At 46.6% G+C, this 22,090-nt stretch carries 17 protein-coding genes and 1 other RNA gene; 5 read left to right on the top strand and 13 right to left on the bottom strand.

Annotated elements, in window-relative coordinates; genetic code table 11:
* Positions 1-159: 159 nt before the first annotated feature.
* Together serS and NG796_RS22840 are read right to left on the bottom strand one after the other, a co-directional pair.
* The gene (serS, locus tag NG796_RS22845; RefSeq protein WP_261209458.1) at positions 160-1,446 is read right to left on the bottom strand and encodes a serine--tRNA ligase; all 1,287 of its coding nucleotides are present in this window, start codon (positions 1,444-1,446) and stop codon (positions 160-162) included.
* Between the two features lie 323 nt (positions 1,447-1,769).
* Positions 1,770-4,010, bottom strand: a complete 2,241-nt coding sequence (locus NG796_RS22840; protein ID WP_261209456.1) for a CBS domain-containing protein — start codon at positions 4,008-4,010, stop codon at positions 1,770-1,772.
* A gap of 540 nt (positions 4,011-4,550) precedes the next feature.
* Between NG796_RS22840 and NG796_RS22835 the strand changes: the two genes are divergently transcribed.
* Positions 4,551-5,033, top strand: coding sequence for a 2TM domain-containing protein (locus NG796_RS22835; RefSeq protein ID WP_261209454.1), 483 nt, complete (start codon positions 4,551-4,553; stop codon positions 5,031-5,033).
* A gap of 137 nt (positions 5,034-5,170) precedes the next feature.
* Here NG796_RS22835 and NG796_RS22830 read toward each other — a convergent pair whose 3' ends face one another.
* Positions 5,171-6,190, bottom strand: a complete 1,020-nt coding sequence (locus NG796_RS22830; RefSeq protein ID WP_261209452.1) for a hypothetical protein — start codon at positions 6,188-6,190, stop codon at positions 5,171-5,173.
* A 56-nt stretch (positions 6,191-6,246) separates the two neighbouring features.
* Positions 6,247-6,637, bottom strand: a transfer-messenger RNA (tmRNA) gene (gene ssrA, locus NG796_RS22825).
* A gap of 116 nt (positions 6,638-6,753) precedes the next feature.
* Here ssrA and NG796_RS22820 point away from each other — a divergent pair.
* The gene (locus tag NG796_RS22820) at positions 6,754-8,085 is read left to right on the top strand and encodes a lipid-A-disaccharide synthase-related protein (protein WP_261209450.1); all 1,332 of its coding nucleotides are present in this window, start codon (positions 6,754-6,756) and stop codon (positions 8,083-8,085) included.
* A gap of 77 nt (positions 8,086-8,162) precedes the next feature.
* Here the strand turns inward: NG796_RS22820 and NG796_RS22815 are convergent, their stop codons facing one another.
* Positions 8,163-8,834 (bottom strand): Uma2 family endonuclease, encoded by a 672-nt coding sequence (locus NG796_RS22815; protein ID WP_261209448.1) that lies wholly within the window; start codon positions 8,832-8,834, stop codon positions 8,163-8,165.
* Positions 8,835-8,892: 58 nt separating this feature from the next.
* On the opposite strand from NG796_RS22815, the gene NG796_RS22810 reads away from it, so the two are divergent.
* Positions 8,893-9,690 carry a Mut7-C ubiquitin/RNAse domain-containing protein gene (locus NG796_RS22810; protein WP_261209446.1) on the top strand — a complete coding sequence of 266 codons (798 nt, stop codon included), beginning with the start codon at positions 8,893-8,895 and terminating at the stop codon, positions 9,688-9,690.
* A gap of 75 nt (positions 9,691-9,765) precedes the next feature.
* On the opposite strand, the gene NG796_RS22805 is transcribed toward NG796_RS22810, so the two are convergent.
* The 5 genes from NG796_RS22805 to NG796_RS22785 form a co-directional block, all read right to left on the bottom strand.
* Positions 9,766-10,497: a 2-phosphosulfolactate phosphatase family protein gene (locus NG796_RS22805; protein ID WP_261209444.1), complete on the bottom strand. Its 732-nt coding sequence runs from the start codon at positions 10,495-10,497 to the stop codon at positions 9,766-9,768.
* A gap of 206 nt (positions 10,498-10,703) precedes the next feature.
* The gene (locus NG796_RS22800; RefSeq protein WP_261209443.1) at positions 10,704-12,065 is read right to left on the bottom strand and encodes a glycoside hydrolase 100 family protein; all 1,362 of its coding nucleotides are present in this window, start codon (positions 12,063-12,065) and stop codon (positions 10,704-10,706) included.
* 160 nt (positions 12,066-12,225) lie between these two features.
* The gene (locus NG796_RS22795) at positions 12,226-13,887 is read right to left on the bottom strand and encodes a TPM domain-containing protein (protein WP_261209442.1); all 1,662 of its coding nucleotides are present in this window, start codon (positions 13,885-13,887) and stop codon (positions 12,226-12,228) included.
* A 95-nt stretch (positions 13,888-13,982) separates the two neighbouring features.
* A complete protein-coding gene (locus NG796_RS22790) occupies positions 13,983-15,713 on the bottom strand; it encodes a TPM domain-containing protein (RefSeq protein ID WP_261209441.1) in 1,731 nt (576 codons plus the stop codon).
* 5 nt (positions 15,714-15,718) lie between these two features.
* Positions 15,719-17,044, bottom strand: coding sequence for a hypothetical protein (locus tag NG796_RS22785; RefSeq protein ID WP_261209440.1), 1,326 nt, complete (start codon positions 17,042-17,044; stop codon positions 15,719-15,721).
* Between the two features lie 299 nt (positions 17,045-17,343).
* Between NG796_RS22785 and NG796_RS22780 the strand changes: the two genes are divergently transcribed.
* Positions 17,344-18,111 carry a LemA family protein gene (locus NG796_RS22780; RefSeq protein ID WP_261209439.1) on the top strand — a complete coding sequence of 256 codons (768 nt, stop codon included), beginning with the start codon at positions 17,344-17,346 and terminating at the stop codon, positions 18,109-18,111.
* 3 nt (positions 18,112-18,114) lie between these two features.
* Complete coding sequence (locus tag NG796_RS22775; protein WP_261209438.1) at positions 18,115-19,020, top strand: ChaN family lipoprotein; 906 nt, start codon at positions 18,115-18,117, stop codon at positions 19,018-19,020.
* A gap of 205 nt (positions 19,021-19,225) precedes the next feature.
* On the opposite strand, the gene NG796_RS22770 is transcribed toward NG796_RS22775, so the two are convergent.
* From NG796_RS22770 to NG796_RS22760, 3 genes are all read right to left on the bottom strand, one after another.
* Positions 19,226-19,396: a hypothetical protein gene (locus NG796_RS22770; protein ID WP_261209437.1), complete on the bottom strand. Its 171-nt coding sequence runs from the start codon at positions 19,394-19,396 to the stop codon at positions 19,226-19,228.
* Positions 19,397-19,401: 5 nt separating this feature from the next.
* Complete coding sequence (locus tag NG796_RS22765; RefSeq protein WP_261209436.1) at positions 19,402-20,208, bottom strand: inositol monophosphatase family protein; 807 nt, start codon at positions 20,206-20,208, stop codon at positions 19,402-19,404.
* A gap of 88 nt (positions 20,209-20,296) precedes the next feature.
* Positions 20,297-21,730 carry a BCD family MFS transporter gene (locus NG796_RS22760; RefSeq protein WP_261209435.1) on the bottom strand — a complete coding sequence of 478 codons (1,434 nt, stop codon included), beginning with the start codon at positions 21,728-21,730 and terminating at the stop codon, positions 20,297-20,299.
* Between the last annotated feature and the right edge of the window lie 360 nt (positions 21,731-22,090).

The following is a 22,090-nucleotide window of genomic DNA, read 5'->3' as shown; positions in this document are numbered from 1 at the left end:
GGGGGCGGTTGGGGAAGAACCGCCCCTATCTCCCCTATCTCCCCTATCTCCCCTATCTCCCCTATCTCCCCTATCTCCCCTATCTCCCCCATCTCCCCCATCTCCCCTATCTCCCCTATCTCCCCTATCTCCCCTATCTCCCCCATCTCCCCCATCTCCCTACAAGACCGTTTTCCCTCCGAGATAGGGTTGCAGCACTTCGGGAATCCGAACTGTACCATCTGGATCCTGATAGTTTTCTAAAATTGCTGCCATTGTTCGTCCCACAGCCAAACCGGATCCATTCAAGGTATGGACAAATTGAGTGCCCTTTTTCCCTGCTTCTTTGAAGCGAATAGAGGCGCGTCTAGCTTGGAAATCTCCACAGTTAGAACAACTAGAAATCTCCCGATATTTGCCCGAAGAGGGTAACCAGACTTCTAAGTCGTAGCACTTTTGCGCCCCAAAGCCGATATCTCCGGTGCAGAGTTCCAATACCCGATACGGCAGTTGCAATGCTTGTAGAATGGCTTCGGCATCCTTTACCAGGGCTTGATGTTCCTCTTCAGAGGTCTCTGGAGCCACGATTTTGACCAGTTCCACTTTATTAAATTGATGGAGTCGAATCAATCCTCGGGTATCTTTGCCATAGGCCCCCGCTTCCCGGCGAAAACAAGGGGTATAGGCACAGTGATTAATCGGTAAATTCTCCGGTGCGAGAATATCATCACGATAGAGATTGGTGACGGGGACTTCGGCGGTGGGGGCCAGCCAGAGGTCATCCTCACTACATTGAAAGCTTTCTTCTGAAAATTTCGGAAGTTGGCCGGTCCCACGCAGGGAGGTGCTATTAATGAGAACCGGCGGCATGACTTCTATATAACCGTGGCGGATGTGGCGATCGAGCATAAAGCTAATTAAAGCTCGTTCTAAGGCGGCACCGGCCCCAATTAGGCTGATAAATCGACTTTGGGCAATTTTTACTCCCCGTTCAAAGTCGATAATCCCCATTTGTTCGCCAATTTCCCAGTGGGGGCGAATTTGGTCATGTTTCGGCAGATATTCGTCACCCCAGCGACGCACTTCGACGTTTTCGGTTTCGCTTTTCCCCACAGGAGTGGATTCGCTGGGGAGGTTGGGGAGGTTTAAGAGGAGGTTGTCGAGTTCGGCTTTGAGTTCTCTTTCTCGGGGTTCGAGGTCGCTGCTCCGTACAGTTTTCCACAGGTCGCCTTCTTCTTTTAAGGTTTGAATGGCGGGGTCATCCGGTTTGCTGCCGGATTTCATCTGTTGTCCGATCAGTCTGCCAATTTCGTTACTGCGGGCTTGAAGTTGCGATCTCTGGGTCTCTAATTCTCGCACTTTGCGATCTAACTCTAATATGGGCTGTAAATCATAGCCTTCACCTCGCCGGTTCAGGCGTTCCTGTATGGTTTGTGGATTTTCCCGGATTTGCTTGATATCGAGCACGAATGTTCCTCTGTTTTGGCGCGTCAGTTTTGGTTCTTATCGTTTGGCATGGCTTCGGGCCAGGAGGGTATTGCTCCGGGTCCCAAATGCCACTTTGAATGCCGACCTTGAACCGTTAGGTGCAGACATTTTCTAATAAGTTTTATATCTTATCATTGCTGATTCAAGGATTAAAATGATTTAAACTTGAGGACAATGGACTGATTCTGTGGGCTGAGGTTTAAAACAGTTCAAAACCCTTTATTGTATCATAGATTGTCGTGACTTTAAACCCCTATTCTTTGAAAATTTGAACGGGTAAGCAGCAGTCGCTATTTTAGCACTTAGGAGTCTGGCGATCGGGTCTTCTCAGTGGCTGGCTCAAATAGGGGCGGTTCGCCATAGGGTTGAAAAGGAGGAATCTCAATCATAAATTCGGTGCCATGTCCGGGGGTTGAATGGCAATGCAATTGTCCTTTATGTTTTTCCACCACAATTTGATAACTAATGGATAATCCTAACCCGGTGGCACTACCAACAGGTTTGGTGGTAAAAAAGGGTTCAAATAAGCGACGACGCACGGTTTCGGTCATGCCTGGACCATTATCTGCAATGGAGATACTAATGCGATCGCGCTCGTCAACTTGGGTCCGAATTCGGATGGTGGGGGAGGTGGCGGGAACGGAGGATAAAGGCGATCGCAACGACGTTTTACCATTTGATCGCTCGTTGAGGCTATGTCCCATATCCAGAGCATCGATCGCGTTGGTGATAATGTTCATAAATACTTGGTTGAGTGGACCAACATAACAATCCACTTTAGGCAAATTTCCGTACTCTTTTAGGATGATAATTTCTCGCCGTGTCGGATGGCCTTTGAGTCGATGTTGTAAAATCAACAGGGTACTATCCAGTCCTTCATGAATATCGACCCGCTTTCTATCCGCTTCATCGAGACGAGAAAAGTTGCGTAAGGATAAAACAATTGACCGGATGCGATCGGCTCCAATCTGCATGGAAGCAATCATTTTGGGCAGGTCACTCACTAAAAAATCTAAATCAATATCTTCGATTTTATTTTCAATTTCAGGAACGGTTTGATTGAAATGAATTTGATACAAATTAATCAATTCCAAGAGGTCTTGAATGTACTGTGTGGCATGGGAGAGATTGCCATAAATAAAGTTAACGGGGTTGTTAATTTCATGGGCAACCCCAGCGACTAATTGTCCCAGGCTGGACATTTTTTCGGCTTGGATGAGTTGGAATTGGGTTTGTTGGAGCGATCGCATAGCGGCTTCTAATTCGTGGGCTTGCTGCCGCAACTGGGCTTCCGACTCGCGCAGGGCGGCTTCAACTCGCTGGCGATCGCGAATATCTTGTTCCAGTTTGGCATTAGTGGCGCGAAGTTCTGCGGTGCGTTCTTCTACCAATTTTTGTAAATTATCATGGGCGGTTTGCAGGGCAATTTCGGCCCGTTTTCGCTCCTCTATTTCTCGTTGTAATTGCTCGTTGGCTTCTTTTAATTCTTTGGTTCTATTTTCGACCACTTCCTGTAACGTTTCAATTGCCCCATACATTTCAGTAGGATGTAAGGCTTGCAATAAACTGGTTTGGGAAACCAGTCCCAAGAGATATCCTTCCGCACTAGAAACTACTAACCGGCGCACTCGTCGGCGCTGCATTTCTTCATGGGCAAACCACACAGAATCCTGGGGACTGAGGGAAAATAAAGGGGAACTCATGACATCTTTGGCCTGCATTTTTCCTAAATCCAGTTGCAGGGCTTGAAATTGGACTAAATCGCGCTCTGTGACAATTCCTACGGGAATTTTAGCTCGGGAATAGGTTATTTCAGTCTCGGAAGCATCCTGACAAATGACGACACAACTTACCCGGCGATCGGCCATTAATTTAGCTAATTCCAGCACCGAAGCATTTATGGGGGCTTGAATTACATTCGGACTCATAATGTCTTTAACTTCTCGTAATTGAGTTAAAAGACGGACCGGCTGTAAAGCTTGTCGAATCGTTTCTGGGGTGAGAATTCCTAAGATATAGCCCTGGTTATCAATTAGGGGAAGGTGGCGAATTTGATGCTGTCTAAAAACAGACAAAATGGTAAAAATATCATGGGATTGGGATTCGGTGAGGGTCACCACCGGGAAGGTCATGACAGTGGAGATTTTGACCGTTTTTAAATTAACTCCAGCGGCGGTCATTTTGACGATATCTCGTTCGGTAAAAATTCCCACTTTACTAGCCAGAATTCGGTTTTGGCGATCGGGGAGTTTTCCAGTATCTCGAATCGCATTCAGTTGTTCAGAAACCGTCGGTGCACCTTCTAGGACTAAGACACAACTTGCCCTCACGGAATGCAAGATATTGGGTTGAAGGGAGTCCGTGGGGGAAGGCAAGGGACAGCTACTTCTAACATGACTCATTAAGGCAAGGACTTCTTCCAAGGATGTTTCCGGGGAAACGATGGGTGGGTTGGGGTCAATTGCCCGTTCCAGGGCAGCGGAATACATCAGGGAATGATTGATGGACATGGAAGGGTTAGCAGGGTGATAGGGTTCAGGCATTGTTAAGGGTTAGGGCCAGCTTCAATCGTTTTTTTAAAGTTAAGATCACGGATTAGAGGGGATGAGTCTGAGGCAGTTGCTATCAGTTTTACAGAAAAACTGGGGATGATCTGCTGAAAGGTTAGAGGTTGTCAGCAATGAGCAACTGGAAAAAAAAATGTTAAATTGGATTGTTTTATTCTAGGCGCTTATGCAGCGATCGCGGGTGGATTTCCGTATGGGGGATGCGATCGCGCTTTGGACTGTTTCGGGTCCCGTTCAAGACGCGGACCTGTGAGGCAGGCTCAAATAAACCCGCCCAAAACCCAGATTTTGGCGCTAATTTGGTCCTAATTAGTCAATATTTTGTGAAATATCCAGGTCTTACCGGATCCTGTACGGATGCTCTAGGCGGCCCTGAAGAACACATGATCCCCAGTTCGATAGGGGAGTCATCCGTACTCAAAAAAAGACCCGTTCGGTTTTCAGATTCGCTAAAATAACAGGAAAAAGAGTTTTGAGAATTCTCTGATCTGATTCCTCCTATAGAAACTAACTGCGATGCCTGAATCTTATACCCCAGAAGCCGTTCAGCAAATCCTTCACCTGGCGATCACCCGCCAAACCGAATCCGAAGAGTTTTCCCGAGTTCAACTCGTAGAAATCGCCAAAGAACTTGGCATTCCACCGGAAAATATTGCCCATGCTGAACAAGAATGGTTGGTTAACCAAGGTCAACTGAAAGAACGGCGCGGTTTTGACCTTTATCGCCAGACTAAGTTCAAAAATAATCTCGTTCGTTATGGAATTGCCAACTCATTTTTAGTGGTCTTGAATCTCCTGACGGCTCATACCCTGACCTGGAGTTTGCCGATTCTATTTCTGTGGGGATTGTTCCTTGCCCTGAAAGGATGGAAAACCTACCAATTGAATGGAGAAGAGTATGATAAGGCATTTGCCGCTTGGCGATTGAAGCAGCAAATAGGGCACACCATCCATACCACCTTAAATAAATGGCTCAAACCCCAAGAAGGACTCTTATAGATGCTTCCAAAAGTTGCTCAAAGTAGAGTTTTATCGGGTGGGTAATTCCCACCCAATTTTCTTTTATCGAAAAATTATACAGAGTTGGTGAGGAGAACAGTCTTTGAAGTCGTAAATTAAGCGGTGCTTTCCTGTTTTTACTCTTTTTGACGACAATATTTTACCACAGATACACAAAATTTCCACAATTGTTTTTCCTCAAAATCCCGCTTCGCATAATTCGCCATCACTGAAACAAACTGAACATTTCCCAACCGATATCCCTGGGTTGAATCAATTCGGTCTAAACTTGCCCTTCGGGGATGGCGATCGCACCGTAACCTCCCATTCGTACTCGGGGGATTCTCTAATTCCCATCCCGTATAAACACATCGTCCCCCCTGCCTTTCCCACAGTTGCTTTAAATCTTCCAAAGTCAGACTGCACTCCCGTCCCTTCATCCGAGCGTGCATTCGAGCTAAATTCAAATGCTGCCGAAACGGAGAATAACTGTCAATTCGCTTACTACCCCGGGGAGATTCAAATATAAGAGGATTCGATTGAGGGAGAAATTCTAATTCCCTATCTTGTCCCCCGGGAATGTTTTCGATAGTCCCCCCTTGACTGTGATAAGTTTGATAAACGGCCTGACAAAACTCTAAAAGCTCAGTTTCGGTAAAGAGATTTTTAGCAAAATTAGCCATAACAGCCACAAATTGAATATTATCCAAACTGTACCCTTTCGAGGAATCAATCCGATCTACACTCGCTCGATTTGTTGTTAAAGGACGGGAGTGGTAATCTGTTGTGCAAGGGAACAGCACCAAATCCCATCCCGTATAAGGGCAAATTCCGCCTTGTTGGTCCCAAATCAGTTTGAGGTCTTCTAAGGTTATTGAAGACTCTATCTTGCGCTGCTTAACCGATTTCCTAATAATTTTCAGAGGATGGCGAAAGGGAGATAAATCATCTTGCTCGCTTCCTGTCTTTAATCCATCATAATTCGTATTTATTTTATCTTTAAAATTTTTAATTCCTTTAAACTTGGCATAGCATTTGAGCGAACAAAAGTGCTGTCGCCCCAGCCTTTCACTGCGTTTAAACTCTGCTAAAGGCTTGGTAAATTCCTGACTACATCTAGGGTTTTCACAGATAACCATCGCTATTTTAGAGTTCATAAAAAATCAACCCATCCTTTACATGATTGTATCAGATGGGTTGATTTTTTTGATGATTATGGAGCCTACGGGGATCGAACCCGTGTCTTCAATAGTTATTAACTTACCGCTCATTCACAGGCATAGCCCATTTAACCCTCTGGGCGGGGACCATCCATTATCCCGGATGACAGGATACTCAGGTTAAGTCTTAACTAGCAAGTAACCAGAGAAACCTTACTAGAGCATCCGTTGAGGGTTTGTCCGCAGCCTTTAACGGAGTCAAGCTACAGACCGCTCAAACCTGCTAGAGGTTGTTAGGCAGCAACAGTGGCCGCTTTACGAGCGAAAGGAACGATGTTGTTCGCATTTACTTTTTTTTTGAGTTGGGGATTGACGAGAGACAACTCACTCTCGGCCTGAATCACGGAGCAGCGTTCACTACCGAATCGAATCCAGTAAGGCCCCGTGTACTGTTCTTCTATTATAATCAAAATTTTGGGGATGACAACAGGTTTAACAAATTAATTTGTCACTTTGACCCAAGGGCGGGTTGGGAGAGCAATCAATGGAGGAAGTGAGATTTGAAAATACTCTGTCTGAGTAATGGTCATGGAGAAGATGCGATCGCCCTGCGGGTATTGCGCCAACTCCAGCAGCATCCGCATTCTCCAGATTTAGCGGCACTCCCCCTCGTCGGGGACGGACGTGCCTACCTACAACTGCCGGAGGTTGAAATTGTCGGTCCCGTTAAACCCATGCCATCCGGGGGATTTGTCTACATGGATGGACGCCAGTTGTTAGGTGATATCTCCCACGGATTACTCGGGTTAACTTGGAAACAATATCAAGCGATTCGACAATGGGCGAAACAAGGGGATGCCGTTTTAGCGGTTGGGGATATTGTCCCCTTGCTATTTGCGCGATTGAGTGGGCTTCCCTACGCCTTTATCGGCACTGCCAAGTCTGAATATTATCTCCGGGATGAGGCGGGCGTGTTACCTCGTCGCACCTGGTTTGAACGGTTGGAAAGTTGGTCCGGTTCGGTCTATTTACCCTGGGAACGCGCTTTGATGCGGAATAAACGCTGTCGGGCGGTTTTTCCTCGGGATGCCCTGACTACAGAAACCTTACAGCAATTTTCGATTCCCGCTTATGACTTAGGGAATCCAATGATGGATGATTTGGAGGTGGATGCTACCGCCCCAATTTTTTATGACCCGGATGCGGAACTGAAGGAAACCCAGAGATCGCTCGTAGTCACCCTATTACCCGGATCCAGAGCACCGGAAGCTTATGGGAATTGGCAGCAAATCCTTTGGGGACTGGCATCGGTGGTGGAAACGTTCAACAAGCGCCATCCGGTGATTCTGGCAGCGATCGCCCCCGGATTAAATATCGAACATTTCTCCCAGGAGTTGGAAAATTACGGATGGCATCGCCACTCCTCTCTCCTGGATGGGATTGGAGATAATCCAGGACCATCAGAAATTGATCAGGCGATCGCCTCCTTACAAGCATCCGGTGCCCTCACCTTTACCCAGAAAACCGCCCGATTGTTGCTGACTCAGACTGGATTTGTGGAATGCTTGCGTTACGGCGATGTAGCGATCGCAATGGCAGGAACGGCAACCGAGCAATTTGTGGGATTAGGCAAACCGGCGATCGCCCTCCCCGGAAAAGGTCCCCAGTTCACCCCCGCCTTTGCGGAAGCGCAAAGCCGCCTCCTGGGACCCTCTGTAACCCTCGTCAAGCGCCCGGATCAAGTCGCCGAAGTCATCCAGCAACTCTTACGGGACCCGGACTTGCTGCAACTCATCGGTGAAAATGGTCAGCGTCGCATGGGAGAACCCGGTGCTTCCCAACGGATTGCTACTCATTTAATGGAGGGTTTTAATCAACATCCCGCTGGCTAAATATCCACTCAGCTATGTCTACCCCGACTCATTGTTAGAATGGTTTAGGTGCGCGATATACCCTTTAAAAATCTTAGTTATTGTTCTAAACTTCGCAGACGCGCTTCAAGTTCAGCAATTCGGGCTTCTGCTGCTTGTCGCGCCTGCGCTTCTTCCCGATGACTTAGGAGGAGTTCCTCAGTTGCGGGATTATAAAACCGCAGTTCGCCTCCAGGCAACAATCGCAATTCTAATTCTAACACTTCACTCCCTATCGTGTGAGTTCCATCAGCTAAGGTAGTTACTTCTAAGGGAAAGTAATTACCGTCTTTTAATCTTAATCCCTGGAGTCGAGGACGCAGATAATCCCCGGTTGGATCGTATTGGAAATACTCAGAGACTCCCAAAAAAGCATAAATCCCTTTTTTGGCTCCTTGGTCTTGACTGCGCGTGCTTCTGGACGTAATCTCTAAGACAAAACTCGGTGTTTTATCATTTTCTTCCCACGTTTTATAAGAGCGCCGTTTGCGTTTTTCTACGCCAAAGACGACAAAGGCATCGGGAGAAACGACACATTCTGGTTTTCCCTCTTCATAGTAGATCAACAGATTTCCCGAAACGTAGATATCCTGACGCTTTTGAAAATGGATGTCCAGTGTTTCAACCGTATAAATCAGATAATCGCGTGCTGGATCGCTTTCGGCCATTGGTTTACCATCTTCATCAGGATATTCTATTTGGGGTGAGACTTGACTGTGCGAAATTATCATCGTCGGCTCCCTCAACTCCATTTCTATCCCTCATTTTAACTCAAGTTATCGGGTTGGCATGGCGGGTCGGATTGGATTTGCTAAAATTATTGATAAATTAAGCAATTTTAAAATTTCTATGAACCGCGCTGAATTTTGTTTTCATGGGGAACTGAACGACTTTCTACCCAGGGACAGCAAAAATGTGACCCTGACGCATGAATTTAAAAACCATCCCTCGATTAAAGATTCTATTGAATCGTTTGGGATTCCCCATCCGGAAGTTGAGACGATCGCCGTTAATGGCAAGTCGGTCGATTTTTCTTATCAGATGCAAGATGGCGATCGCTGCGATATCTATCCAATTTCTCAATCGGTTGAACTTTCGCCTCGGGTGAGGTTGCGTCCCGAACCTGAACCGCGTTTTGTGTTGGATATTCACTTAGGAAAATTGGCGGGATTTTTGCGAATGTTGGGGTTTGATACTCTTTATCGCAATGACTATCCCGATGAAGAGTTAGCGCGGGTTTCCAGTACAGAAAATCGCATTTTGCTGACGCGGGATATCGGGTTGCTCAAGCGCGGGATTGTTACTCACGGGTATTGGGTGCGATCGACTAATCCTCATGAGCGTCTGGAAGAAGTTTTGCGCCGGTTTGAGTTGTTGGATGCTATTATGCCGTTTAGTCGTTGCATTCACTGCAATGGGTTACTGGAAACCGTTACTAAACAAAGTATTTTAGAGCGTTTGGAACCGAAAACCCGAGAACATTATGATGAATTTCGGCGCTGTTGTTCTTGTGATAAAATTTATTGGAAAGGGTCTCATTATGAAAAGATGCAGGAATTTATTGATAGCGTAAAAGGGAAGATTTAGCTGAAATGAATAAACATAAAAAAAGCAAGGTTGGCATTGCCAACCCTACCCATTAATATCTTGAAAATGAACAGTTTATTTAACCAAAACCCCCGGTTCTTTTTGTCGGGGAACTATCTCTAAAATATCGGTTTGGGAACAGTATTTTAGATCTTCATGACAGTTGAGACGGAGCAGGCGTTGGCCGTGACTGGCGTGATGCATTAACCCTAATAAATCGTCTTGCCAGTGACGATAGAGGGCTAAGGCAGCGATCGCCTCGTCATTTCCAGCAAGTTCCTTGGGGGAGAAGTTGCCCTTTGTAAGTAACCCATCGGCGATCGCCCCGGCACAGACGGTATCTTCTAGGGAATAGCTACCTTCCCAACCGGAACTGACAATCCAAACGGTTTCTGGATTGGTTTCTAGCAGATAGTTAACCACCGCTTGGCGATTAATTAACGCTGCGGCGAGTACCGATGGGGCCGCTTCAATCCGTTGCAGCGCCCTTGTGCCGTTGGTGGTACTGATGAACAAACGACAGTCTTTGACTCGTTCAGGGGTGCAATCTAAGGGAGAGTTTCCCAAATCGCACCCTTCAACTTTGGCCCCCCCGCGTTCCCCAGCACGCAGGCGTTTTTCAGCGGGCCAATCTTCGCTCAGTTGCATGAGCTGATCCATATCACTAAACACTTGCACGGCTTCAGCACCGGCATGGAGTACCGTGGCGATCGTGCTGGTGGCGCGTAAAACGTCAACCGCGATCGCGCAATCGGGCACGCTATCGGTGGGGGTCAGTTCAGGAGTGTGGTAGACAAAGAGCTTCACTGCTTGAAAACACCTGCTTGGTAAACTGCCGAGTTCTTATTTTATGGGTTTGGGGGCTATTCTTGATAAATATTCTTAGAAATTGAGGTGAAGGGGGACTTCACCCCTGTGGGTATCCCTGATCTATCTCCCCCCTGGGGAGTGGGGCAGTTGCCCCACTCCTTCCCATCCTGAGTCTACTGACTCTGGGCGATGCAGATGTCCCCTCAAAACACCATCATTGATAAATGCTCAGGATTTTCAATCATTTCTTGCGCCAATAAAAAGGCAGAGATCGTCCAAGTTTGATATTTTCTAGCTTCTTTCCCGATGAGTCTGCCCGTGGTCCCATCATAATATTCCGGCCACTCATCTTTGTGTAAGCGTTTTGAAGCAATTTGAATGGCTTTGCGGGCAATCTCTGGTTTCCCGGTATGCAGGGCTGCTGCGGTTAACATCCACAGCAAGACGGGCCAACTTCCCCCATTATGATAGGACCAAGCCCGATTTTTGGGGTCACATCCGGTCATCATTTCCCAGTCCCGCCCTTCCAAAGCGGGAAAACAAATTTTCATGGGCATTTGTCCCACTAGATTTTCCCAGCGCTTTTCAATCAGAGTCATGACTTCTAGGGATTGTTCTGGGGTGGTTAAGCCGGATAAAATTGCCATTAAGTTACCTAGGGCAAAAAATCGGCAATCGAGTTGAGAAGGTCCCAGGTTTCCGGCGAGATAGCCTCCGCCTTCGGGCAACCACCGACTCAGGCGATCGTAGGGAATGGAGTCGGAATAAATATTAAATTGATTGAGGGCGGTTTCCCCGTACTCTTCCCCTTTGTAGCGGTAAATCGCATTAACGCGATCGAGGTCTAGCCAATAATGTTGGCGCAAATGAATTTTGAGCGACTCTAATCGTTTCTCGACGGCTTGATTAATGTAGGAGTTTTCTACATTGTTCAGCAGGAGTTCTTTGGCCGATCGCAAGGCATAGTAAAATAAAGATTGAATTTCCAACGGATGTCCATCAATGCCCATCCGTCGATCAATCATGCAAGCGCCATCAGGAACTAAGAGGGTGGGGTACATATCGAAGCGAGCCACCAAACATAACTCCATAATTAACCGGATACCTTTTTGAAAATCCGGTTGATGGGCGATCGACAATTCGCCGGTGGTATTAATATAATTGCGCAAGACAAAAATCCACCACAAACAAGAATCTACCGGCGTAACTCGCCCGATCGCATGGTTGCCAAAGTCGGCGAGTAAATATTCTTCATGTTTGCCGTGGACTACTTTGAAACTAGCAGGCATTAATCCTCGACCCGCTTCCAAAAAATCCAGTTGTCTTTCTTTAATTTGTAATTTTAAGGTTTGGACCAGAAAATTGCGAACAATTTCGGTTTCGCCTTTGATTAAAAACACCAGTGCACAGGAGACAAAATCCCGGATAAAACACTGATCGTAATTGAGTGCTTCAGCGCTGGGATCTGAAGCAGCAACGGTTCCGACGGGATGACCGTTATAATAAATAATCGATTTTTCAAGAACTTGCCATGCTTCATCGAGGATAGTGCTGTCTGTACCCATTAATTCCCTGAGTGTCCTGCATTAATAAACATTTTATTATAGCATCCATGCTCCGCACTCCTCTGATTCCAGAAACCGAGTTTTTGCCCAGTTTCTGGAAATTCTGGGTCATCCTTCAAAAAACTGGGTTTCTAGTTGGGACCAATCGCACAACTTCAATCTACCAATCATCCCCGGCACCCCCACCACCACTTTCTCCTCCGCCAAAGTCACTACTGCTGTAGCTGCTATCACTACTGCTGTAACTGCTGGAGTTATCTGCACTGGTGGTACTGCTGCTATCAGAAGTACAAACTGGAGGCGGGGGAGGCAAGGCGGGAAGGAGAATGTATTGGATACTTTCGTTACCGCAACAGTGGCAGCGATCGCGAATCTCTTGACTGCCTGTATTACAAATTGTCGGTTGCTCAATCACTTGTTCCGTGCGAGTAACCGTTAATTCTTGACACAGGGCACATTCCAAAATAGCCGAGTTTTGAATATAACCGCGAATGTGAACCAGGGGATTGCAGGATTGGGGGTAACAATTCGGACATTGCCACCCGATAAAGTAAACACTACCCAGGGTTTGAGCTGTGGTTTCCGCTGTTGTGAGGAAGCATTGCAATGGGTAACCCTGGATTTTGTTGAGAGGATAGCGGCAAACCTGACAATGAGCAGGGCGATCGCCCTCCCGAGGTCCTGTAAAGCACGGTTGGTCCTGAACTCGCGATCGCCCGGTAGGTGGCAGGAATACAGCATTGCAAGGGGGTTCCAGGCGGGGAATCTCTTCGAGGAGTTCTTCGTGGCGATCGCAACAGTGGCAATCTGTCATGATCCATTGTTTCCCAGTTTTATTCCAGGTGGGTTGTTCCACAGTTTTTGTCACTTGGCGGGTGACGGTTAATTCTTGACAAGTGGGACAATGGATAACATTAGATAACTGAGTCTCATAACTGAGAATCTGAACGCCACCTATGGGGTAACTGGGATAGCAGGTTGCACAGAATACTCCCTTAAATTGAACACTTCCTAATTGTTGGGCAACCCGTTCCGGACCCGTTAAATGGGAGTCAATTTCCGGTTTTTCTAGGGGTTTTAGAGCGTGTTTGCACTGCTTACAATAAAGGCGTTGCGGGTTTTCAAAAAGTTTTTTTGAGCGTGATCGCCCGGTAGGGTCTATCAAAATTCGCCGCCTTTTCCAATAGGCGGTCCCTCCAGCGATCGCCGCTAATCCGCCCCCTCCCCCTAATAGAAAGGGTGTCCAATCCCTTGGAAAAGTTTCGGTTTCAATTCCACTGATTACAGGTGGCGATTGTGCAGAGATGATAGCGATTAATGCCTGGGTTCCCGCTAGAATTCCCCCCTCAAAATCTCCCGATCGGAATCGAGGAGTCACTTGAGTTTTAAGAATATTCCCAACTTGCTCATCTGGCAGCATACCCTCAAGTCCATATCCAGTTTCCACTTCCACCCGTCGCTCACCTATAGTTGTTAAAAATAGCACTCCATTATCTGCGTCTGCTTTGCCAATTCCCCAGTGATTAAATAGGTCCGTTGTAAATACCTTCGGACTAGAGGCGGGAGCCGTTGTTGGCACTGTCACTACCGCCATTTCTGCTCTGGTAGTTGCCTCTAATTGCGATATCATCTGATTGAGTTGATTTTCCGTCTCATTGCTGAGAATATTTGCCATATCCGTCACCCATCCGCCATATTCTTGCCGGGGATTTGCAACATCTTGAACCGTTAGGGCATGACTGATGAGGGGTAATAGAATAAAGAAAAATCCGAGTAATATTCCCCAAAGCATTCGCTTCATCCCAGTATTTCGAGTAACCATCGGTTAATTTTACTCCAGTTTTCAGGTTTAAATTTAGGGTAATTTGGTTCTAAAAAGGGGGCAAACATTAAGAGAAAGGGTGACTAGGCTACCCGTTAAAAATTTCCCCCCGCACCACCACCGCCACTGCTGCCACCGCCAAACCCACCACCGCCACCACCGCCACCACCGCCACCAAAACTGCCACCCCCACCGCCATAACTCCCCCCATAACCACTGCTACTGTGTCTTGTTAAGCGGGGAGTTTTTTGCTCGTTATCCTCACGATAATTGCAAGATTGACATTCATAAATAATCTGGAGAATTCCCCCTTGTTGATAAGTAGCTTGTTGCAAGGTATTTTGTTCAACAACAATCATCGTAAATTCTTGACAATGGGGACATTCACTAAAGCGATGCTGATTAAGTAGATAGCGTCTGAGATGAAAGCTGGATGAATCATTAGGATAACAGTGGGAACAATGCCACCCTTCAAATCGGGTACTGCCTAATCGTTGGGCGACTTGTTGCGGGGGAGTGAAGCGATCGCAGAGAATATCTCGCTTTAGTTTAGTTAAGGGAATTTCACATTTCTGGCATTTTACCGGCAGTTTGACTCGTAAGAGGGCGATAATCCCCCGAGAAACAATATAGCTCACTACCATAGAAACTAGCACCCAGAGAAATAGGAATAATCCGCTCAATTCTGGGAAACCAGATAAAGGCATGGAAATAGCCTGACTAATTCCATAAATTGTAGTTATCCCGATGGGAATAATTAATACAAGCGCGACATCAAATAACACAAAAGTTAGGAAACCAGCGATGATTTTTGAATTGAAAAATTGCGTATTGACTAGAACATTAGTTGTGACGTAGTGATACATCACCCGCCATAGATCCACTATCAACAATAAAGAACCAACTCCCACGGAAACGATCGCCAATCTTTGCCACAGCATCCCTGAAGGATCACCGATGAGGATAAGCAAAATTAGACCGAAAGAGAGACTAAAGACAGCCGCATAAATCCACGCCGAAACTCCTGTTGGGAGGCGGTTATCGAACTTACCAATGACCAGCGATCGCCCTTTGGGTTCTAGGGATAGCGGTTGTTCTATCATGGATTGGACTTTTTTATAGCCACCGAAAGAGAAGATAAAAGCTACCAAAGAAGTAATCCCCAGCAATGGCGTTGGAGAAGAGGGTTCTGAAAACTCTTTGACTGGGGGATTTCCAGATAACTCGGTGACTAAGGCTAGGGTTCCCGCTAATATGCCTCCATCCCAATCTCCTTCGCGCAGTTTTGGCGTGATTTGAGTCGTAATAATATTACCTACTTTGGCATCCGGCAAGAGTCCCTCGACACCATATCCCGTTTCAATTTCAATTCTTCTATCTCCGACGGAAGTTAAAAATAGAACGCCATTATCTACGCCTTCTTTCCCAATTTTCCATTCATTAAATAGTGCTGTAGTAAAGTCTTTTGGAGTGGGAAAGGGGGCGGTTTCAGGGACCGTCACCACGGCAATTTCTGCCCCCGTGGTTGCCTCTAATTCCGATATCATCTGATTCAGTTGAGTTTCGGTACTCTCGCTGAGGATATTCGCCATATCCGTCACCCATCCCCCCGATTGTTGCCGGGGATTTGGCACATCTTGTACTGAAAAAGCGTGAGTGAGCAAGGGAAATAAAATTAGGGATAATCCAAATAATATTCCCCAGATCTTTGTTTTGTTACGAGAAAAATGAGTTAACATGGCTTGATTTTTACGATTTAAATAGGTTGATTGATTAGAAAGATTTGCACCCGAGTGGAAAATCAGAAGAAACGGAGTTGCGGTCATTGCTATTAAAAAAATCCACCAGCCCCGCCACCGCCACTACTACCCCCACCAAATATGTCATTTAAAAATTCTACAAAACCTCCTCCAAAACCTCCTCCAAAACTTCCTCCATCGCGACTACTAGCCCTCCTTTCAGGAACTTTTGGGTAGGTATTCTCGCGCTTATGACAGAATTGACATTCATAAGTAATCTGGCAAAGTCTAAAATTTACCCAAAGGTTTTTTTCTTGTAGAACTGTCATGGTGAATTCTTGACAATCAGGACATTCATGAAAGCAATCCTCATCAAGACAATAGCGCTTGAGATGAAATTGGGATAAATCATGGGGATAACATTTAGAACAATGCCATCCTTCAAATTTGGTACTGCCTAGCCATTTAGCAATCTGTTGGGTTGGTGTTAAGCGTGCATTCAAAATGCTCTGATTGTTAAATTTTCTTAAAGGGGTTTTACACTGCTTACAGTTGGCGAAAAACTTAGACCGAAATCTAGCTTTTAGCCCGGGTACAGTCATATAGCTAAACAAACCAGAAATTACTAGAGATATAAGGATAAATAATCCCATATTTTCCGTTAAATAGGTCGGAAACATAGGAATTATATCAATAATGATTTTTATTGTAGCAAACCCTAAAATTATCGGTAACAGACCAATAATCGGAAAGACAATTATCGAGAGAAAAGCCGCGATGATTTTTACCGTTATTATAGGGAAAAAAGTAACAAATTTAAGAAAAATTTTTCTATATATAAAAACCCATAAATTTGCCATTCCCACCAGGAAACTGCTTCCTAAAGTGGTGATTCCAAAACCTTGCCATAGAATACCGGATGAGTCCCCCATGAGAGTTACAAAAATTAGGAAAAAGCCAAAACTAAATAAGGTGAGATAACTCCAGATAGAAAATCCTTGATTGAAGGGGTCATTTAATTTACCTCTGACTTTCGATCGCCCTTGGGGATTCACCGCAAGGGGTCGGCGTGCGATCGGTTTAGCTTTCCCGTAACTGAATAAAGAAAGTCCCAAAGCAACAATAGAAGCTACCCCAAACGGTATGATGGGAACTGAAGGGTTAAATCGACTGTTTGCTTCAAGATTTTCCTGCCAGATATTGAGTGGGTTTTTGATACTGTCTCTGAGGATATTCGTCTTATCAGTTAGCCTACTCCCATTTTGATGTTGCGGGGTCGGACTCTTTTGCAGGGTGACAGCGTGACTGATGAGGGGAAAGCCAATTAAGGATAAGCAGAGTAAAATAGTCCAAAATATTCTTCCTTGAATGAGTCTAATTCTGAAATTTTTCAAGATAATTCTGAGAAATTGCATCATAATTTCAATCCTCAAATTTTTATTAACTGCTTGAAATATCGGGAAATTACAAGAGGTCAATTTATAATTTATAAAAATGGGGGAGACTACTTGACTTGGGACCCAAGAACCCAGTCATCCCATGAGGCGGGAATTATAAGAAATAGTGGGACTTGGCCCTTCTTTCACTCAATCAGACTTGTTGCATCACTCCTGGACTTATAAGGAAGAGTTACATGACCTCGCTACATCCTGGCATTGATTGAGATAAATTAGAAGAGAATTTAACATTTTGTTATGAATTGGGTAGAGGGGGAACGATGAAGGATTCTAATTCTCAAATTCCTGAAGATATGGCTGAGGAAGTGCTAGAACTGGCTTCTCGGTACTATTCTAGCTCTCAAAATAGCTATTCTCAGGAGCAATTGCAAGCGGCGGGGGCCGATGTACAAATTCCGCCAGAGTTTATCAATAAAGCGATTCAAGAGGTGCGGGAAAAACGCCGAATTGAGGCGCAACAGGCACAGCAAGTAGAGAAAAACCAAAAAACCCTGACAAAGGTGGCGGCAGGGGTGGCAGTCGCGATCGCCCTTTGGGGAATTTTTACCTATAATTCTCTGTCAAGCAGTGCCTCTGATGTGGAGGCAAGTTGGGCGCAGGTTGAAAATCAGTTTCAGCGTAGGGCGGATTTAATTCCTAATTTGGTGAGTTTGGCGCGAGTCCAAACGGAGGCGGAACAAGAAACGATCGCCCTGTTGATGCGATCGCGAGAAAGTTATCTGCAAGCACAAAATTTACCGGCAAAACAGGCGGCGATCGCTGAAATTAATGTGGCGATTAATCGCTTTAATCAATCTCTTGGAACTAATCCTCAATTGCAATCCTCTCAGGCATACCAGAATCTTAGTTATGAACTTGCTGGCACAGAAAATCGGATTGCTGTGGAACGAATGCGTTACAATGAAGCCGTGCAAGTCTATAATCAAAAGGTGCGGGCTTTCCCCAATTCTTTGATTGCAGGCTTGACAGGGTTTAGCCAAAAACCCTTTTTTGCTGCAGAAAGTCGCGATGTTCCTAAAATTGATTAATTGATGAAAAAAACTGACCTGATTAAACTCGGTACTTGCTCGTTGGGGATTATTTTAGCTTGTACTTTATCAGTCCAAGGGGTGGAAATCACCCCTGGAATCCCTGAACTTAATAGTCTTTTTTCTCGACTATTACCCCCGGAACAGGTGCTGCCTGAATTAGGTAAAGCCCATGTGGTTTATTTAGGGGAAACTCACGATAGTGAAGCGGATCATCAAGCACAGTTGGAGATTATCCGCGCCTTACATCGGAAGAATCCCAATATGGCGATCGCGATGGAAATGTTCCAGCGTCCCTATCAAGGGGCAATCAACCGTTATTTACAGGGAGAAATCACAGAAATTGAACTGATTGCAGAAACAGAATACGAGAAACGCTGGGGATTTCCTTGGGAGTATTATGCCGAGATTGTGCGATTTGCTAAAGAACATAACTTGCCACTTTTAGCGTTAAATGCACCGATGGAAGTTACCCGAACAGTAGCGGGGAATGGGTTAGAAGGGTTAAGCATACAAGACCGGGAATATATTCCCCCCTTTACCGAAATTAAGACCGATAACCTGAACTATCAGCAGATGATACGTGAAGTGTTTGAACAACATCAAGCAGCGGCACAGGGGTCAAGTTTGAAGTTTGAGAATTTCTTTTTAGCGCAAGTTTTGTGGGATGAAACAATGGCTGAAACCATTACGGAATTTGTAACAGGAAATCCTCAGACTCAGGTGGTTGTTTTAGCGGGACAAGGGCATATTGTGTATGGATATGGGATTCCCAGTCGGGTGGAGAGACGAGTGGGCGATCGCCTAGGAAAGGAACCTTTTGTCCAGCGATCGGTGTTATTTAATATTCCTGAAGAACTCCCCTCAGCAGGCGATCGGCCCATTGCGGACTATTTTTGGGAACACTGAGGATGAGGGGAGATGGGGCAGATGGGGAGGATGGGGCAGATGGGGAGGATGGGGGAGATAGGGGAGATAGGGGAGATAGGGGAGATAGGGGAGATGGGGAGGATAGTAGGAGATGGCTCATGACTTAGCTTAAGCGAGTCAAGCAATCTGGAGGCAAAGCCTCCAGTCTGGAAGCAGGCAGGCGTCAGAGTCTCCAGATTGCGTGTCAGGGTAGAACTATGACACCAGAGTTCCTCCCTATCTCCCCCATCCTCCCCATCTCCCCTATCTCCCCCATCCTCCCTATCTCCCCTATCTCCCCTATCTCCCCCATCTCCCCCATCCTCCCCATCTCCCCCATCTCCCCCATCTCCCCCATCTCCCCCACCCTCCCCATCTCCCCTACCCCAAAGATTTAACAAAGGGTTCAAAAACAGGCAGGAGATCCCGTTGTGCGGTGACGAGAGTGGGGAAGGAGCGATCTCCGTAATTGGTGCCGGGGGTTAGGGGAAAAATGGGTTCGGTTTCTAGGGGATGCCAGAGGGCACCGGCAGCTTGGACGATCGGCCAAACTCCGGCAATATCCCAAATTTTGGGGGTTGCTTCTACTCCGCCGAGGGTAATCCCGGCAGCGACGGTGAGGAAATTGTAGCTGGCAACGCCTAACATTCTAATTTTGCAGGGGAAATCAGGTTGATAGTTGCCAATACTGCGGGAACAGAAGCTAAAAAATTGGTTAGCATCCAGTGGATCGGAACTGCTGTGAATTCGGCGGCGATCAACAAAGGCTCCTTGGGGTAATTTCAGTCCCGTTGTGCCGGACCAGAACCCGTGGAATGATTGATGGAGGGGGGGTAAATGGACATACCCAAAGACGGGGGTCCCGCGATAAAGCAGGCCGAGAGAAACCCCCCAGATGGGGATACGGCGGGCAAAATTGGTGGTGCCGTCTAGGGGGTCGATAATCCAACACCATTCGGTATCGGGAAAGATATGTGCGGATTCTTCGCTGAGGACCCCATGATCCGGGAAGCGATTGGCGATCGCATCGCATAGTTCCCGATCGGCCCATTTGTCCGATTGCGTGACTAAGCTGCCATCGGCTTTTTCTACTGCCTGCACTTGGCCGAAATCAGCCATTAGCTCTTTACCGACCTTATTCGCGGTCGTCTCCGCAAAGTGTAGAACTTGATCCCAAAAATCAGTCATTGGTTTTTGATAAATTGCGAATTTTCAGTTGCTAATAGCCGATTGAATCCAGGGAAATGAGCGATAGGCGCTTGAATTCCCCGGTGCTTCAGTCTAATTCACCGGCCATCACTGCCGCGATCGCATCTTTAGCATTCTCGCGGAACTCGTGAATATTGACTCGTCGCAGGAGGACAACTGCTAGAATCATCCCTACAGCTTGGGTGGCAAACACCAGACCATAGGACAAAACGGGTACACCAAAGAGCAAGCGCCCCACATCCAAAACCGCACCACCCGCAAGGGTAGACAGTCCTCGGGCGATCGCCTGCGCTAATCCCCAGGCCCCGATAAAGGTTCCGGCAGTTTCTGCGGCAGTTAGATCCAGCATCAAACTAATGGCACCCGTGGTAATAATACCTGATGCTAAACCGTATAAGAGAAGGGACCCCATTAACATTTCTGGTTTTTCCGTAAATCCAGCCATGATAATCAGTCCCAAACAGACGGCAGCACAAATACAGCCTAATTTGGTGGTATTTTGCTTACCCAGGCGCGGAACGACTAAAAAACCTGTGGATGCAATCCCAATCAGAGTCCCCATTCCGAAGAAGGCATTCAGTTGGGTGGTTTCTGCGATCGGCATTCCAAAGACTTCCCCACCGTAGGGTTCCATGACAGCATCTTGCATGAACAAACTGATGCTCATCACCAGCAAAAAGGTGAAAAATATCCCCGTTTGGCGACTGGCGGTCAAAACGCGCAGGGCCTCACCCAAGCCAATTTGGTCGTCTCGGTCTCCCTTATTTGACCGCGTACCAAAGCGGGAATATTTTTTCTCCACTCCCACAGTGGCAATCCCCGTGAGGACGAGCACAATTGCTGGAACAATCAGAAACAAACGGTTGACCGATGCCTGTAGCTGTTCGATGGGGGTATCTAGGGTGATTTGTTTGAGTAAACCACTACTGACGATCGCCCCAACGATAATGCCGACCATCAGCATCGACCAGACGATACTCACCAATTTAGGCCGATTATCCTCATCAGAGACATCCACCAGGAGGGCCGCAAAGGGCGTCGAACTGGCACTCAGGGCCAGACCGTAAATCCCGAAGGCTAGGGCCAGAACTCCCGCCCAGAGGTAGGTTGTCGGACTCCAGCCGGTGGCCTCTAAACTGCTGCCGAGTTGCCACACAATTTGCACGGCAATAAAGGAAATGGCGGTAAAGAGGGCTGCACCAATCCAAACGTAGCCGCTGCGATGATGACCCCATAAGGGTTTAGAGTCCGACATCTGACCAAACCAGATGCGAGTTGGACTAACAAACTGGTGCATGGCGATCGCCCCGGCGGCAATTAAGGCTGGGACTCTGAGCTCTTCAATCATTACCCGGTTAATTACCCCTAGGGTTAATAGGGACATGATGCCTAGACCCATTTGAAATAAACCCAGGCGAAACATGGTTGCTAGGTCAATTCTGGGCTTGAGGGTTTCCGGATATGGGGCGGATGGGGAATCGGGGATATTGCCAGTTGCCATAACGAATTGCGATTTATCTAACAACAGCTTACGCTTTCATCATGTTAGGATAATCCCTGCCAAAGAGATAGAGGGCGAATTCTGCCCTAAAATTAGGTTAAGATTTAATGTGCAATGGCTTGACTTTTAGCCGAGTTTTAGATAATTATTGGCCTGCTTCCAGAGTGGGAGAGAAAGCGATCGCCACCCTCTCCCATTCCCTGAATTGACTCAACCGACTAAATACTCAGAGGACCCGATATCAATTAGAGCATTCACGATGCGATAAAACTGCCGAAAATCCCACGGGGCAAGGCATTCCCACTGGTATCCGTGACTTGATTGAGTTGTAACAGTACAATATAAGTGCCATTGTCTGCG

Origin of the sequence: Laspinema sp. D2d, assembly GCF_025370755.1 — a bacterium.
Lineage (GTDB): Bacteria > Cyanobacteriota > Cyanobacteriia > Cyanobacteriales > Laspinemataceae > Laspinema.
This window is presented reverse-complemented; position numbering and strand designations above follow the sequence as displayed.